Origin of the sequence: Flavobacterium sp. GCM10022190 (assembly GCF_042656445.1) — a bacterium.
GTDB lineage: Bacteria > Bacteroidota > Bacteroidia > Flavobacteriales > Flavobacteriaceae > Flavobacterium > Flavobacterium nitratireducens.
In genome coordinates this window covers 984034-996700 of sequence record NZ_JBHSOQ010000001.1, presented here as the reverse complement: position 1 = coordinate 996700, position 12667 = coordinate 984034, and the positions used below count along the sequence as shown (strand labels likewise).

The following is a 12667-nucleotide window of genomic DNA, read 5'->3' as shown; positions in this document are numbered from 1 at the left end:
TTTTACAACAAAAACAAGCCTATACATGAAAATTGTATAGGCTTGTTTCGTTTACCTACAACCTATAACTCTCGAATTAATCGAATTAGAATATTTTTTTAATTTTATTTAGAATAAATTAAAATAAATTTGTTTTATAAGTCTTCAGGTTTTACTTTTGTGTTATTAATAATTATTCTAAATAACATGAAAGTAAAATTTATTCTACCCATTCTAAGCTTACTATTCGCCTTACTACTCTCTAACAATACTTGGTCACAAGAAAAAGGAAGCATCAGAGGAAAGATTACTCTAAAAGACAATCAATCTGCTGAGAATATTTCAGTAGTACTTAAAGGAACTCGTTATGGAACAGTAACAGATACTAAGGGAAACTATAAAATAATCAATATCAAAACAGGAAGTTATACACTAAAAATATCCGCTGTTGGGTATATTACCAAAGAAGAAAAAATAAATATTGTAAATGGAGTAGAAATAATTCAGAATATCAGTATGAGTCCTAACTCGGAAGAATTAACAGAAGTAGTGATAAATGGTGGTAAAAAAAATCGCTTTGCAAGAAAAGAAAACATACAAGTATCAAGATTACCACTAAAAAATTTAGAAAATCCACAAGTATATTCGACGATAACTGCAGAATTACTGAAAGAGCAAGTTGTAACAAACTTTGATGATGCTTTAAAAAATGCAGCAGGAATAACACAACTTTGGGCATCAACTGGTCGTGGTAGTGATGGTGCAGGATATTATGCTTTAAGAGGTTTTGCTGTACAACCTACTATGGTAAATGGATTACCAGGAATAACCAATGGTAGTTTAGATCCAGCAAACATCTACAAAATAGAAGTTATTAAAGGACCCTCAGGGACATTATTTGGAAGTAGTTTAATTTCCTATGGAGGTTTAATCAATACCACAACCAAAAAACCCTACAAAGGTTTTGGTGGAGAAATAGCATACACCGTAGGTAGTTATGCTTTAAACAGAGCTACAGTTGACTTAAACACCTCATTGAACAACCGCAAAACACTAAATTTCAGAATAAATTCGGCATACAATAATCAAAACAGTTTTCAAGATGCAGGATTTAGAGAATCATTTTTCATAGCTCCATCATTAACGTATGAACTTAATGATAAACTTTCATTTACCGTCCTGACTGAATTCATGAACAATGAAACTACAAATCCAACAATGTTATTCTTTGATAGAGGTCATGCCTTACGTGTTCACAATATTAACGAATTAAAATACGACAATAAACGTTCCTACACCAGTAACGGATTGACCATCAAAACACCTTCGCATAATATTCAAGCCCAAATGAACTATAAACTATCGGATCAATGGAGTTCACAAACAGTGTTTGCAAATAGTTCTGCTAAATCAGAAGGTTACTACTCCTATTTATATGAAACCACTCAATATTATCCTACTATAACTGATGGTATTGTATTAGGAAGGTATTTTAATTATCAAGACAATAAAAATGTTACTACAGATATTCAGCAAAACTTCATAGGCGATTTTAAAATTGGCAAATTAAGAAACAGAATCGTAGTAGGTTTGGATTATTTCAAAAGAACTTATGCTGATAATAGCTCTAGCTATTTCGCAAACGGAAGTATATACATTGGGGATAATTTACAATCTTTCAATGCTGTTTTTGGGCCATCCAATGGAGATACAGGAAATTTAACAAAATCAGGTTCAGATGCTATTTTAGGCAACAATCCACGCAACAACAGTAATACGAAACAAGAAGTGTACAGCGCCTATTTTTCTAATGTAGTAAACATTATGCCTAATTTATCAGCAATGGTAAGTTTACGTGGAGATCGATTCATGAATGCAAAAAATGATGGATATAACCAAACCGCATTTTCTCCTAAATTTGGAATAGTTTACCAACCTCTTTTAGACAAAATTTCCATTTTTGCCAATTACATGAATGGGTTTTCAAATGTAGCGCCTGCAAATGAAATTAGCGGTTCAGTTACAACGGTAAGAAGTTTTAGTCCTGAACACGCAAACCAATTGGAAGTAGGTACAAAATGGAATATTTTTAGCGATAAATTGTACGCAACAATCAGTTATTATGATATCAAAGTAACCGATCAAGTGTATAGCATAAGACCTAATGCAACTGATGTAATGTACTATCAGGATGGAGCACAAAAAAACAAAGGGATTGAAACAGAATTTGTGACCAACCCAATTAATGGCTTAAATATAACTGCTGGCTATAGCTTTAATGAATCTGTTTTGACACAAGGAGATTCAGAATTTATTTCACGTAGACCTGAAAGTGCAGGCCCAAAACATCTAGCCAACTTATGGGCTAGTTATAAATTCACCCAAGGTATATTTAGAGGTTTTGGATTTGGTTTTGGTGGAAACTATGGTAGCGAAAATAAAATTATGAACAGAAAAACCCCTGGTGAATTTACAATTCCAGAATACACTGTTTTAAATTCCTCGTTATTTTATAATGCCGAAAAATTCAATATTACTTTGAAACTAAATAACATTGCCAATAAAGATCTTTATGATGGCTGGTCTACGGTTCACCCAAAGGATCCGCGAACAATAGCAGCAAGTTTTTCATATAGATTTTAAAATCAATCATCAAAAAACAGCTTTCTTATTTTGTAGGTAAGAAAGCTGTTTTATAATTCAAAAGAATATGATATCACTCATTAGCCTGAGTATTTTTATAGCTTTTTATACAATATACAACACCTCCAAAAAAGCAACACTAACAAATAACTTAGAAGTTGAAAAATGGATTCAACAAAATCCAAAACTATCTAAAATAGTAAGTATCGGTATGTTTATCATTACCTATGCCATATTTATTAGTATAAAATCTATTGGAGCAGCTAGCCTAATTTATTGTATTCAAATAATGACAATCGGAAGCTTAGTAATCATCTTAGCCCCTCTAAAAATCTTAAATTATAAAACGGTACTACTCTTTTTTGCCCTTTGTATTACATACGAAATCTTATTCAAAATTTAAAGAAATGCCAGCAAATCCAAAATATTTAACCCAATCCAAATGGCAACGTTTTGCTAAAATAACCGCTGCAATACTAGGTGGCTATTTAGTTTCTATTAGTTTTCATTTAGCCCTTGCTAGTTTTTTCAACCAAACTAACATCATTATTACCATGACATTTTCGGCATTTATACTCTGGGTTGTACTAATGATTCTTGCTTTTATAGCTAAAAATGGATGGAAAATAGGCTTAGTATACCTACTAATAAGTGCTATTTTATTTGGAATAACTTATTTAAGTAAAAACATGAACATATTAGCTTTATAAAAATGAATAACCGTAATTACAATATCATTTTTCATACACATACTATTAGTGGTATCATTATTAGTGTTGTACTGTTCATCATTTTTTTTGCTGGTTCTTTTGCTTTTTTTAAAGACGAAATAAGCAATTGGGAAAAAGGGGAATCAGCTCCAATTACCAATAACATTCAATTAAACTATGATAAAGCACTTAAAGTACTAGATACAAGTTTTGATTTAAAAGGAAGAAAAATAGCAATCAGTCAACACAATAAAGAAAAAAAAGTTGCTATTTCTCTTGAAGCTACAAAAGACAGCACAGCTTCTATTAAAGCAAAAGAAGGCCATTTTTTGTATCTGAACAATGAAACCTACAATACAACAACATACGAACAGTCATACAATTTAGGTGAGTTTATTTATCGTTTGCATTTTTTAGCACAAATTCCTTATCCTGTAGGTTATTATCTTTCAGGTTTAATCGCTCTATTTTTTTTATTTGCAATCATTACTGGCGTAGTAATCCATTGGAAAAAAATAGTCTCTAATTTTTTTCTTTTTCGTCCAAAAGAAAAGCTCAAAACGTGGTGGACAGATGCACATACTTCATTAGGTATGTTAGGATTACCTTTTCAATTTGTCTATGCTGTAACTGGTGCTTTTTTCATGATCAAAATACTGATTGTAGCACCAACGGTTCATTTTTTATATGGAGGTGATGAAAAAAAATTATACTCGGAACTGGAATATAAAAATATAGAATACCCTTTCGAAAATAAATCCTTAACCAAAGATTTTAGTATTAATGAAATTGTAAAAAAGGCACAAAATAAATGGCCTCATTTTGACATAACACAACTTGAAATCCAAAACTTTGGAGATCAAAATATGCATGTTTTAATAAAAGGCGACATTCCAAGTGACGAACGATTTACAGCAATAGGTGAAATTCATTATAAAGTTGCTTCAGGTAAATTTGATATTAAAAAAAATCCTTTGGAATCTAACAGCTATTTAGATATCGTAAAAAATTGTTTATATCGCATCCATTTTGGAGACTATGGTGGTTACGGTTTAAAGATTTTTAGTTTCATAATGGGAATACTAAGCTGTTTCGTAATTATTTCTGGGGTTATGATTTGGCTTGTAGCCCGTGACAAGAAAAATATCCCAGAGAAAGAAAGACGTTTTAACGAAAGAGTCGTCCGTTTCTATCTTGCAATTTGTTTAAGCATGTTTCCTGTTACTGCTTTGACTTTTATTATTGCTAAAATTTGGTTTCCATTAGGTCAAAACAATACCTATGCAGTATACTTTATAAGTTGGTTACTTTTGAGTACCTTTTTCATTCTAAAGAAAAACAATGCTTTTACTAATCGATTTTGTTTGCTTTCAGGAAGCATTTTAGGTTTCTTAATCCCTATTACAAACGGACTAAAAACTGGAAATTGGTTTTGGATTAGCTTTAATAATCATCAATTTCAATCATTTTTCATTGATAGTTTTTGGATTATAGTATCCATTATCACGTTCTACGCATATAATAAAGTAAATAAAAAAAGGCTTCCCTAAAAACCTAGGAAAGCCTTTTTCATAATTAACAATTGTATTTTTTAATCCACATTAACAACTGCTTCTTTTTTCCAATTCTTGATAGAAGCAATTTTGTTATCCGAATAATCAACTTCGCTTAAATTAGCAAAACCTTTATCATTGTTATCTGTCCAGAAAAACCATTTTCCAACTTTTTTTCCATTTTTATATTCGGCGATAGCGGTTTTATTTCCATTTTCGTCATAAGAAACCCAAGTTCCTTCTAATTTGCCTTTCACAAAATAACCTTCTTGTTGCACTTGACCATTGTCATAAAAATAAGTAGCTTTTACTTTTTTTCCAAAAGGTTCTAAAACTGGTTTTGCACTTTGAGCGAAAATAACTCCTGTAAATAAAACGGTTGCAATAACTATATATTTTTTCATGATGTAAAAATTTAAATGATTTATTTTTATCAAATTTACATCTTAATTTACATTTAAAAAACATTTTGGTAACAATTTAGTAACATTAGATAAAAACTTAACATTGGAAATTAAAAAAGCCAATAAATTCAATGCATTAAAAAATTGATTTTCTCAATTCAATGTACATAATTAGTTCTAAATTTGCAGCCAAGTCGTTTTTAAGGCTTATAACCAAATAATTAAATTTTTTCAATAATGTACAGAAGTCATAACTGTGGCGAGTTAAACGCCTCACACATAAACACCGAAGTAACACTTGCGGGTTGGGTTCAAAAATCACGAGATAAAGGATTCATGAATTGGGTGGATTTAAGAGACCGTTATGGAATAACACAATTAATATTTGACGAAAGTCGTACAGAAAAAACCGTATTCGAATTAGCAAAAACGCTGGGAAGAGAATTTGTAATTCAGGTAAAAGGGACGGTAATTGAGCGCGAGGCTAAAAACAAAAACATACCAACAGGAGAAATTGAGATTTTAGTTTCTGAATTAAATATTCTTAATTCGGCATTAACACCACCATTTACAATTGAAGATGAAACAGACGGTGGCGAAGACATCCGAATGAAATACCGTTACCTTGACATTAGAAGAAATCCGGTAAAAAACAGTTTGCTATTCCGTCACAAAGTGGCAATGGAAGTGCGCAAATATTTATCTGATTTGGATTTCTGTGAAGTGGAAACTCCTTATTTAATCAAATCGACCCCAGAAGGAGCTCGAGATTTTGTAGTTCCTTCGCGAATGAACGAAGGACAATTTTATGCTTTACCGCAATCGCCACAAACTTTCAAGCAATTATTGATGGTAGGTGGAATGGACAAATACTTCCAAATTGTAAAATGTTTCCGTGACGAGGACTTACGTGCAGACCGTCAACCTGAGTTTACACAAATTGACTGCGAAATGGCTTTTGTGGAACAAGAAGACATTTTAAACATCTTTGAAGGCTTAACGCGTCATTTATTGAAAGAATTAAAAGGTATTGAAGTAGACAAATTCCCTCGCATGACTTATGAGCACGCGATGAAAACCTACGGAAATGACAAACCAGACATCCGTTTCGGGATGGAATTTGGAGAACTAAACGAATTTGCTCAACATAAAGAATTCTCTGTATTCAATGCAGCCGAATTAGTAGTAGGTATTGCAGTGCCTGGAGCTGGAAATTATACACGTAAAGAAATCGATGCTTTAATCGAATGGGTAAAACGTCCACAAGTAGGAGCTTCGGGAATGGTTTATGTAAAATGTAATGAAGACGGAACTTACAAATCATCAGTAGATAAATTTTACGACCAAGAAGACCTAGCTAACTGGGCTAAAACTACAGGAGCTAAGGCTGGGGATATGATTTTTGTGCTTTCAGGACCGGCTAACAAAACTAGAGCGCAATTAAGTGCTTTAAGAATGGAATTAGCCACTCGTTTAGGATTGCGCAACCCAGAAGTATTCGCACCTCTTTGGGTTGTAGATTTCCCATTGTTAGAATTTGATGAAGAAAGCGGTCGTTATCATGCCATGCACCACCCTTTCACCTCTCCAAAACCAGAAGACATTGCGTTGTTAGAAACTAAACCAGGTGAAGTACGCGCCAATGCATACGATATGGTATTGAACGGAAACGAAATTGGAGGTGGTTCTATTCGTATTCACGATAAGGCTACACAGCAATTAATGTTTAAATACTTAGGATTCTCGGAAGAAGAAGCCAAAGCGCAATTTGGATTCTTGATGGATGCTTTCCAATTTGGTGCGCCACCACACGGAGGTTTAGCTTTTGGATTAGATCGATTGGTGGCTATATTAGGAGGTCAGGAAACCATTAGAGATTTTATTGCTTTTCCTAAAAACAACTCAGGTAGAGATGTAATGATTGATGCTCCATCGGCTATTGATACTACGCAATTAGAGGAATTACATATCAAAATAAATTTATAATAAAAGCCTTCTTAAAATGTTTGAAAACACTGAATATCAATTATTTTATGAAAAATATTGCTATTAATCATTTTCGTATGATATTAAACATTACATTTGTCTTATTATAAATTATTATTACTATTACAATGCGTACAGGTACAGTTAAATTTTTCAATGAATCAAAAGGTTACGGATTCATTACAGACGAAGAAACAGGAAAAGACATTTTTGTTCATGCTTCAGGAATCAGCGCGGAAGAATTACGCGAAGGAGACAGAGTGAGCTACGAAGAAGAAGAAGGAAGAAAAGGAAAGGTTGCTGCTAAAGTTGCAGTAATCTAAACAAAATAGTTTTTTGTTACGAATGACCAAAGGGTTCCGATAGTATCGGAACCTTTTTTTTTGGTACAAATCTTAAAATTTTTAGATTATTTTAAGAAATTCAAAATTTACTTATTTATAATCATTAAAAACTACAAAAAAAACCTTTAAAATCAATGTGTAATTTTGGTTTTAAACTTGTGTTTTATAACATTGAAGTATATCTTTGTGACTTATTTTAGCACAAAATTTATTTCTATGCAATCAGAACAATTTAACTACCTACCAATTCTCATGCAAGCCTTACTTGCAATAGGTTTCGTAGTAACTACTATCCTAATTTCAGGTAAGCTAGGACCTAGAAGGAAATCAGCATCAAAAGATAAAAACTTCGAATGTGGAATTGAATCTGTGGGAAATGCACGTATTCCATTTTCTGTAAAATATTTCCTGGTTGCTATATTATTCGTTTTGTTTGATGTCGAGGTAATATTCCTTTATCCTTGGGCCATTAACTTTAAAGAATTAGGTTTAGAAGGAATGCTAAAAATGATTGTTTTCATGGCTTTACTTTTGGTTGGGTTTTTCTATATCATCAAAAAGAAAGCTTTAGAATGGGATTAATAAAGATTTTGGATTTTAGATCGAAGATTTCAGATTTAAGTTTCGAAATCATAATTTAAAATCAAAAACTCTTCAAATAATAAAAACTGATTAAAAAATTGATTTTTCTTTTAGTGTTTCAGAAATCTAAAATCTAAAATCAGAAATCTAATATTGAAAATGAGTAATTCAAAAATAAATATGGTTGCCCCTCCAGAAGGTGTTGTAGGTGAAGGATTCTTTGCTACAAAACTTAATGATGTTGTAGGTTTGGCACGTGCCAATTCACTTTGGCCATTACCTTTTGCTACTTCTTGTTGTGGAATTGAATTTATGGCCACTATGGCTTCTCATTACGACTTAGCGCGTTTTGGTTCTGAGCGTGTAAGTTTCTCCCCTCGTCAAGCGGATATGTTGATGGTTATGGGAACTATATCCAAAAAAATGGCTCCAATTTTACGCCAAGTTTACGAGCAAATGTCTGAACCAAGATGGGTAATTGCTGTAGGAGCTTGTGCTTCTTCAGGAGGAATATTCGATACTTATTCTGTACTACAAGGAATTGACAAAGTTATCCCTGTGGATGTATATGTTCCAGGTTGCCCTCCAAGACCAGAACAAATTGTTGATGGTGTAATGAAATTACAAGAACTTGTAAAATCAGAATCAGTAAGAAGAAGAAGTTCACCTGAGTATCAAGAATTATTAGCTTCTTATAATATCAAATAAAATGGCATTAGAAAATACAGCTATCCAAGATAAATTAGTAGAAACATTTGCAGCTGATGTTTTTAATTTCCAACAGGAAAGAGATATTTTTTCGTTTGAAATTAATGCAAAAAACAACACTGCAATCATTTTATTCTTAAAAAACGATCCTGAATTACGTTTTCATTTCCTAACGGATTTATGCGGAATTCATTATCCTGATAACCCAGCTGATAAACAATTTGCCGTTGTTTACCACATGCACAATTGGTACGAAAACAAACGTATTCGAATCAAAACTTTCCTTAACGGAGAAAATCCTGAAATCAAAACTGTTTCTAATATATTCTTGACTTCCAATTGGATGGAAAGAGAAACATACGATTTCTTCGGCATCAACTTTATTGGTCATCCACAATTAAAACGTATTTTGAATATGGATGAAATGATTTCTTTCCCTATGCGTAAAGAATTCCCAATGGAAGATGGTGGAAGAACTGATAAAGACGACCGTTTCTTCGGAAGAACAGTAGACAATTGCTAAAAAAACAATATATAATTTTTCACATTCTATAAATGTCAGAACTATTATTACCACCAGAGCATCGCTATGCTAAAATAATAAAAGAGCGATCAAATGAAGACGGAAGCGAGCTTTCTATCTTGAATTTAGGTCCTACTCACCCAGCTACACACGGAATTTTCCAAAATATTCTGTTGATGGATGGAGAACGAATTCTGGATGCCGAACCTACTATTGGTTATATCCATCGTGCTTTTGAAAAAATTGCCGAAAATCGTCCTTTCTATCAAATCACCCCTCTTACAGACCGTATGAACTATTGCTCCTCTCCTATTAATAATATGGGATGGTGGATGACTCTAGAAAAATTACTAAATATTGAAGTTCCAAAACGAGCTCAATATTTAAGAGTTATTGTAATGGAATTAGCTAGAATTACCGATCACTTAATTTGTAATTCGATTTTAGGTGTAGATACAGGAGCTTATTCTGGTTTCCTATATGTTTTCCAATTTAGAGAAAAAGTATACGAAATTTACGAGGAAATCTGTGGAGCTCGTTTAACAACAAACATGGGTAGAATTGGTGGTTTTGAAAGAGATTGGTCACCAAGAGCTTTTGAATTACTAAACACATTTTTAGAAGAATTCCCGGTTGCCTGGAAAGAATTTGAAAACTTATTTGAAAGAAACCGAATTTTTATAGATAGAACTGTAAACGTTGGAGCTATTTCTGCTGAAAAAGCCATGGCATACGGTTTTACAGGACCTAATTTACGTGCTGCTGGTGTGGATTATGATGTTCGTGTAGCACAACCATATAGCTCTTACGAAGATTTTGACTTTAAAATCCCAGTAGGAAAATCAGGTGATACGTACGACCGTTTTTGTGTGCGTAATGCCGAAGTTTGGGAAAGTTTAAGCATCATTCGTCAGGCGTTAGATAAAATGCCAGCTGGAAACGAATACCATGCCGAAGTTCCAGATTACTATTTGCCTCCAAAAGAAGATGTTTACCACAACATGGAATCCTTAATCTATCATTTCAAAATTGTAATGGGAGAAGTTCCTGTTCCAGTTGCCGAAATCTATCATCCAGTAGAAGGAGGAAATGGAGAAGTTGGTTTCTATTTAGTAACTGACGGTAGTCGTACTCCATACAGACTTCACTTTAGAAGACCTTGTTTTATATACTACCAAGCTTATCCTGAAATGATAAAAGGCGCATTATTATCAGATGCCATTGTTATTTTATCCAGTTTAAATGTAATTGCTGGAGAATTAGACGCATAAATTATGGAACGCACACATCACAAACAAGAAATAAATATGACCGAAACATTGATGAACCGCATCAATGAATTAATAAGTCATTACCCTGAAGACAAAAAGAAATCGGCTTTATTGCCTGTTTTACACGAAGTTCAGGATGCTCATGACAACTGGCTAAGTGTTGAACTAATGGATAAAGTTGCTGAAATTCTTGAAATCCTGCCGATTGAAGTTTACGAAGTAGCTACTTTCTACACCATGTTTAACCTAAGACCTATTGGGAAATACATGTTTGAGTTTTGTCAAACTTCTTGCTGCTGTCTAAACGGAGTTGAAGATTTAATGGATTATACCTGCGAAAAATTAGGTGTAGGCATCGGTGAAACGACTCCAGACGGTCTTTTCGAAGTAAGAGGGGTAGAATGTTTAGGCGCTTGCGGATATGCTCCAATGATGCAATTAGGTGATTTTTACAAAGAGCATTTAACGAAAGAAAAAATCGATCAGTTAATTGCTGATTGCCGAGATAATAAAATAATATTACACGATAAATAAGATGTCAAGAAAAATATTATTAGACAAAATCAACGTTCCAGGGATTAAAACCTATGAAGTTTACCGTCAACATGGCGGTTATGCTTCTGTTGAAAAAGCCATGAAAACAATGACTCCTGACGATGTCGTTGAGGAAGTAAAAAAATCAGGGCTTAGAGGTCGTGGTGGTGCAGGTTTCCCAGCCGGAATGAAATGGAGTTTTATTGACAAAAAATCAGGAAAACCAAGACACTTGGTTTGTAATGCGGATGAGTCAGAACCAGGAACATTCAAAGATAGGTATTTGATGGAATTTATTCCTCACTTATTAATCGAAGGAATGATTACTTCCAGTTATGCCTTGGGCGCTAACCGCTCGTACATCTACATTCGTGGAGAATACATGTGGGTTTTTAAAATATTAGAAAGAGCGATTGCTGAGGCTAAAGCTGCAGGATGGTTAGGGAAAAATATTTTAGGAACAGGTTACGACTTAGAATTACACGTTCACTGTGGTGCAGGTGCTTACATTTGTGGAGAAGAAACCGCTTTAATCGAATCATTAGAAGGTAAAAGAGGAAATCCACGTATCAAACCACCATTCCCAGCCGTTTCAGGACTTTGGGCGAACCCAACAGTGGTAAATAATGTAGAAACTATAGCAGCAGTGCCATGGATTGTAAATAATTCAGGTGATGATTATGCAAAAATTGGAATCGGAAGATCAACAGGAACTAAATTAATTTCGGCATCTGGAAATATCAAAAATCCTGGAGTTTACGAAATTGAATTAGGATTAAGCGTTGACGAATTCATGAATTCTGATGAATATTTAGGAGGAATGAGTTCAAGTCGTCCTTTAAAAGCATTAGTGCCTGGAGGTTCATCAGTGCCAATTTTACCAGCTGATTTGATTTTTAAAACAGCAAATGGTGAAGATCGTTTAATGACTTACGAATCCTTAAGTGATGGTGGATTTACAACGGGTTCGATGTTAGGTTCAGGAGGATTTATCGTGTACGATGATACGGCTTGTATTGTACGTAACACTTGGAATTTCTCACGTTTCTACCACCACGAATCATGTGGGCAATGTACTCCATGTCGAGAAGGAACAGGATGGTTAGAAAAAGTTTTATGGCGTATTGAAAATGGTCAGGGTCGTGAAGAAGACATCGAATTATTGTGGAGTATTCAAAGTAAAATTGAAGGAAACACGATCTGTCCATTAGGAGATGCCGCATCGTGGCCAGTAGCTGCAGCTATTCGTCATTTTAGAGAAGAATTTGAATATCATATTCGTTTCCCAGAAAGAATCAAAAACAGAGATCACTTTGTTGCTGAGCCTTTTGAGAAAGTAAGACATTTGGTGCAAAACAAACAGTATAAAATAGTTTAAAGTTAGAAGTTTAAAGTTTTGAAGTTAGTTAACCTGAAACTTTTAAACCTGA

General features: G+C 33.6%; 13 protein-coding genes. 12 read left to right on the top strand and 1 reads right to left on the bottom strand.

The features are described from left to right. The first annotated feature begins 186 nt into the window (after positions 1-186). From ACFPTQ_RS04180 to ACFPTQ_RS04165, 4 genes are all read left to right on the top strand, one after another. The gene (locus ACFPTQ_RS04180; RefSeq protein ID WP_379774237.1) at positions 187-2622 is read left to right on the top strand and encodes a TonB-dependent receptor domain-containing protein; all 2436 of its coding nucleotides are present in this window, start codon (positions 187-189) and stop codon (positions 2620-2622) included. A gap of 67 nt (positions 2623-2689) precedes the next feature. Further along, positions 2690-3025 (top strand): hypothetical protein, encoded by a 336-nt coding sequence (locus ACFPTQ_RS04175; RefSeq protein ID WP_379774234.1) that lies wholly within the window; start codon positions 2690-2692, stop codon positions 3023-3025. Positions 3026-3029: 4 nt separating this feature from the next. Further along, positions 3030-3332, top strand: a complete 303-nt coding sequence (locus ACFPTQ_RS04170; RefSeq protein ID WP_379774232.1) for a hypothetical protein — start codon at positions 3030-3032, stop codon at positions 3330-3332. 2 nt (positions 3333-3334) lie between these two features. Then, positions 3335-4882 (top strand): PepSY-associated TM helix domain-containing protein, encoded by a 1548-nt coding sequence (locus ACFPTQ_RS04165; protein ID WP_379774230.1) that lies wholly within the window; start codon positions 3335-3337, stop codon positions 4880-4882. Positions 4883-4923: 41 nt separating this feature from the next. Here ACFPTQ_RS04165 and ACFPTQ_RS04160 read toward each other — a convergent pair whose 3' ends face one another. Further along, on the bottom strand, positions 4924-5289 hold the full coding sequence (locus tag ACFPTQ_RS04160) for a toxin-antitoxin system YwqK family antitoxin (RefSeq protein ID WP_379774227.1): 366 nt from the start codon (positions 5287-5289) through the stop codon (positions 4924-4926). A gap of 237 nt (positions 5290-5526) precedes the next feature. On the opposite strand from ACFPTQ_RS04160, the gene aspS reads away from it, so the two are divergent. The 8 genes from aspS (at position 5527) to nuoF (ending at position 12615) form a co-directional block, all read left to right on the top strand. Continuing rightward, complete coding sequence (gene aspS / locus ACFPTQ_RS04155; RefSeq protein ID WP_379774225.1) at positions 5527-7275, top strand: aspartate--tRNA ligase; 1749 nt, start codon at positions 5527-5529, stop codon at positions 7273-7275. Between the two features lie 128 nt (positions 7276-7403). Further along, entirely contained in the window at positions 7404-7598 is a 195-nt protein-coding gene (locus ACFPTQ_RS04150) for a cold-shock protein (protein WP_035634121.1), read from the top strand. 237 nt (positions 7599-7835) lie between these two features. After that, entirely contained in the window at positions 7836-8201 is a 366-nt protein-coding gene (locus tag ACFPTQ_RS04145) for an NADH-quinone oxidoreductase subunit A (protein WP_379774221.1), read from the top strand. 159 nt (positions 8202-8360) lie between these two features. Then, positions 8361-8909 (top strand): NADH-quinone oxidoreductase subunit B, encoded by a 549-nt coding sequence (locus tag ACFPTQ_RS04140; RefSeq protein WP_278034311.1) that lies wholly within the window; start codon positions 8361-8363, stop codon positions 8907-8909. Between the two features lies 1 nt (position 8910). After that, the gene (locus tag ACFPTQ_RS04135) at positions 8911-9432 is read left to right on the top strand and encodes an NADH-quinone oxidoreductase subunit C (RefSeq protein ID WP_379774217.1); all 522 of its coding nucleotides are present in this window, start codon (positions 8911-8913) and stop codon (positions 9430-9432) included. Positions 9433-9464: 32 nt separating this feature from the next. Continuing rightward, entirely contained in the window at positions 9465-10703 is a 1239-nt protein-coding gene (locus tag ACFPTQ_RS04130; protein WP_379774214.1) for an NADH-quinone oxidoreductase subunit D, read from the top strand. Between the two features lie 3 nt (positions 10704-10706). Beyond that, the gene (locus ACFPTQ_RS04125) at positions 10707-11237 is read left to right on the top strand and encodes a complex I 24 kDa subunit family protein (protein ID WP_379774212.1); all 531 of its coding nucleotides are present in this window, start codon (positions 10707-10709) and stop codon (positions 11235-11237) included. Position 11238: 1 nt separating this feature from the next. Beyond that, a complete protein-coding gene (gene nuoF / locus ACFPTQ_RS04120) occupies positions 11239-12615 on the top strand; it encodes an NADH-quinone oxidoreductase subunit NuoF (protein WP_379774209.1) in 1377 nt (458 codons plus the stop codon). Positions 12616-12667: the final 52 nt, after the last annotated feature.

Excerpts from the sequence above, each read along its gene's own strand:
- ACFPTQ_RS04180 (WP_379774237.1), top strand. The coding sequence starts at position 187 with ATGAAAGTAAAATTTATTCTACCCATTCTAAGCTTACTATTCGCCTTA.
- ACFPTQ_RS04175 (WP_379774234.1), top strand. The coding sequence starts at position 2,690 with ATGATATCACTCATTAGCCTGAGTATTTTTATAGCTTTTTATACAATA.
- ACFPTQ_RS04170 (WP_379774232.1), top strand. The coding sequence starts at position 3,030 with ATGCCAGCAAATCCAAAATATTTAACCCAATCCAAATGGCAACGTTTT.
- ACFPTQ_RS04165 (WP_379774230.1), top strand. The coding sequence starts at position 3,335 with ATGAATAACCGTAATTACAATATCATTTTTCATACACATACTATTAGT.
- ACFPTQ_RS04160 (WP_379774227.1), bottom strand. The coding sequence starts at position 5,289 with ATGAAAAAATATATAGTTATTGCAACCGTTTTATTTACAGGAGTTATT.
- aspS (WP_379774225.1), top strand. The coding sequence starts at position 5,527 with ATGTACAGAAGTCATAACTGTGGCGAGTTAAACGCCTCACACATAAAC.
- ACFPTQ_RS04150 (WP_035634121.1), top strand. The coding sequence starts at position 7,404 with ATGCGTACAGGTACAGTTAAATTTTTCAATGAATCAAAAGGTTACGGA.
- ACFPTQ_RS04145 (WP_379774221.1), top strand. The coding sequence starts at position 7,836 with ATGCAATCAGAACAATTTAACTACCTACCAATTCTCATGCAAGCCTTA.
- ACFPTQ_RS04140 (WP_278034311.1), top strand. The coding sequence starts at position 8,361 with ATGAGTAATTCAAAAATAAATATGGTTGCCCCTCCAGAAGGTGTTGTA.
- ACFPTQ_RS04135 (WP_379774217.1), top strand. The coding sequence starts at position 8,911 with ATGGCATTAGAAAATACAGCTATCCAAGATAAATTAGTAGAAACATTT.
- ACFPTQ_RS04130 (WP_379774214.1), top strand. The coding sequence starts at position 9,465 with ATGTCAGAACTATTATTACCACCAGAGCATCGCTATGCTAAAATAATA.
- ACFPTQ_RS04125 (WP_379774212.1), top strand. The coding sequence starts at position 10,707 with ATGGAACGCACACATCACAAACAAGAAATAAATATGACCGAAACATTG.
- nuoF (WP_379774209.1), top strand. The coding sequence starts at position 11,239 with ATGTCAAGAAAAATATTATTAGACAAAATCAACGTTCCAGGGATTAAA.